This is a genomic window from Serratia sp. A07 (assembly GCF_058725505.1).
Map to the genome: position 1 here is coordinate 1 of NZ_JBZXDO010000127.1, position 2,196 is coordinate 2,196.

General features: G+C 48.2%; 3 protein-coding genes. 1 reads left to right on the forward strand and 2 read right to left on the reverse strand.

Translation table 11 applies throughout. The annotated features are described in order from the left end of the window. The first annotated feature begins 33 nt into the window (after positions 1–33). Positions 34–162: a DUF4113 domain-containing protein gene (locus tag AC4PR2_RS28450; RefSeq protein WP_492175997.1), complete on the forward strand. Its 129-nt coding sequence runs from the start codon at positions 34–36 to the stop codon at positions 160–162. An 11-nt stretch (positions 163–173) separates the two neighbouring features. On the opposite strand, the gene AC4PR2_RS28455 is transcribed toward AC4PR2_RS28450, so the two are convergent. Both AC4PR2_RS28455 and AC4PR2_RS28460 read right to left on the reverse strand, forming a co-directional pair. Beyond that, on the reverse strand, positions 174–416 hold the full coding sequence (locus AC4PR2_RS28455; protein WP_492175995.1) for a hypothetical protein: 243 nt from the start codon (positions 414–416) through the stop codon (positions 174–176). Between the two features lie 73 nt (positions 417–489). Beyond that, the gene (locus AC4PR2_RS28460; protein ID WP_492175996.1) at positions 490–1,137 is read right to left on the reverse strand and encodes a ParA family protein; all 648 of its coding nucleotides are present in this window, start codon (positions 1,135–1,137) and stop codon (positions 490–492) included. Positions 1,138–2,196: the final 1,059 nt, after the last annotated feature.

Consider the following 2,196-nt stretch of genomic DNA (forward strand, 5'->3'; position numbering starts at 1 on the left):
CTCACTATATGGAGAGATCCTTTTCCTGAATTCATGGTTAGGAAACTCAAAAAGGGGCGATTGAGTTTCCTAACCATCAAGCCCGAAAGTTGGAAGATGAAGCGGGGGATGCTATCACCGGCGTGGACTACCCGTTGGGATTCAATACCCAAGGCGCATTAAACAAAGCGCAATCATCCGTGGTTCTTTTTATACTCTGCATATGACTTTTCTAACAGCTCTTTCATACTCAAGTTGTTCATTGTCGCAAACGTTTTGTAATCAGTGAAAAACTCAGGATCTACATTAAAGTTCATAGCCTTGCCACCTTTAGACTCTCTGCCAGCTTTGGTGGTTGTTTCAACGCTGATAGATGTCTGGGTCAGCGTTGGGGGGATTCCTTTCCCTTTTCTTACTGGCTTCGTTGGACCTGCCATTACACACTCCTTATTAACGATTTATACAATTCTTTAATTCTTTAATTCTTTAATTCTTTAATTCTTTAATTCTTTAATTTGTTAGATGTTCTAACCGATCGATAATTCCCTGAATAACATTATCAGCCCTTTCGCGCGGCGAAACATAGGCACATTCAATAATGCTTCGACCGATATCCTGTGTTTTGCTGAGAGCTGGCTTCTGTGGAATATACCCATCGACACTAAAATAAGGGGTTTGCCCTATGTATGCCTTGGCATCCTCATAGTCCTGTGCGTTCTCTGCTACAGCACTGAATGTAATAGCCAATTTGCTAATAGGGACTCCGGCGTGTACTAGGCTGTTAGCTGTGCTCACTGTGGACTCTAAATCATCTAAACTGAATCGCGTAGGGATAACCATCAGATCTACGATGTGAGCAATCTCTATAGTAGATTTTGAAGCAAATGCGGCGCAATCCAGCACAACTATATCCCACGTACCGCTATCTATTTTTCTCTTAACTAGGGATGGTGAGCCAAATGATTGAACGTCAAAAACAGGATCAATATTGTTACTGATACGTCTGCGCATCCAGTTAGCCATAGTTGCTTGCCCTATATCTAAATCGGCACCGAGTACTGACCAATCCGATTTCGCATATGACACACCTAAAGCACGCGCTAGGGTTGATTTTGAAACACCTCCTTTACCGGAGGCGAAGGCTACTGAAAGGGTCATCGTATAAACTCCGTTAAATAAATATTTAAATAAATAATTAAAGAATAATCACTCTTAGACTAACGCATAACGATTTGAGTGTAAACCTATAAATATTTATTTAAATAAATATTTAAATATCATAGCTTGACTTATCATATGCGCTCCGCGCATGAAGGCGCCAGCCGCAGCCCAAAAGGACACCCACAGGCAAGGGGCGCCGGTAGCCCGGCGCAGCCGGTTCGGGTTTGATAGGTTTCACCGCACCCACTCACCTCCCTGCCAAGCCAACCCCGCTAAAAGTTACACCTAAGCTTCATTACGCCGTCGGAGTGGACCCGCCAGAGGCGGGGCGTATCTCCGCGTTAGCGGCCTGTAAGGGCGCTTACGGGCGTGTACACCAACCCCTAAAGCGCCACCACCCACAGCGACACCTAACACTTTAGTTACAACACTCATCATAAAAGCGACACAGTTCCCCGGCCTTCGGCCGGGGGGCGGCGGCGCTTTTCAGGGTGGGTCGGGTGTTTGGTGGTCATGCCAATGATGCGGTGCTGATGCTCGGTGCTGAAGAGCTGCAGAGTTCGGCGAATGGTTCGGCGTCAGCGGGCCGGTTTTGACTAAATCGGGGTCTGGCCAGGAGATTTCTGCAGGAGACGGTCTCTGTGTTGGCCAGGCGGGCATGGAGCGGTTTTCGTGAGTGACTAGTTTAGCGACAGTAGGCAGTTTTTCTGCAGCGTATGGTTTTTGCCCGAACAACGTGAGGGAGGTACTACACCTGCACTGGCGTCAGCCTGTGCGATGGATACTCCCTTTTTAAAGGGCTTGTTTTGTTCAGGAGTAACGTTCGAAGTTAATCAGTATGCGGTCGGCGTGTTCGAAGTTAACTGCTTGTTCGAAGTTAATGACGGAGTTAATGATATTGTCGACGTTGCACGGCCTGGCCAGTAGCCGACATCGGCGTTTTTTGTCGTGGGTTGTGCGGTTTTTGGGCCGGTATCACGCTGCCGGCGCGTGCCCGGCGTCCGTGTTCCTGGATTGCGCCCACGGGAAACGCCCCGCAGGCGGTGGCCGGCAGGG

Bases quoted from the DNA above. Each gene is read 5' to 3' on its own strand.
- AC4PR2_RS28450 (WP_492175997.1), top strand. From the start codon at position 34: ATGGTTAGGAAACTCAAAAAGGGGCGATTGAGTTTCCTAACCATCAAG.
- AC4PR2_RS28455 (WP_492175995.1), bottom strand. From the start codon at position 416: ATGGCAGGTCCAACGAAGCCAGTAAGAAAAGGGAAAGGAATCCCCCCA.
- AC4PR2_RS28460 (WP_492175996.1), bottom strand. From the start codon at position 1,137: ATGACCCTTTCAGTAGCCTTCGCCTCCGGTAAAGGAGGTGTTTCAAAA.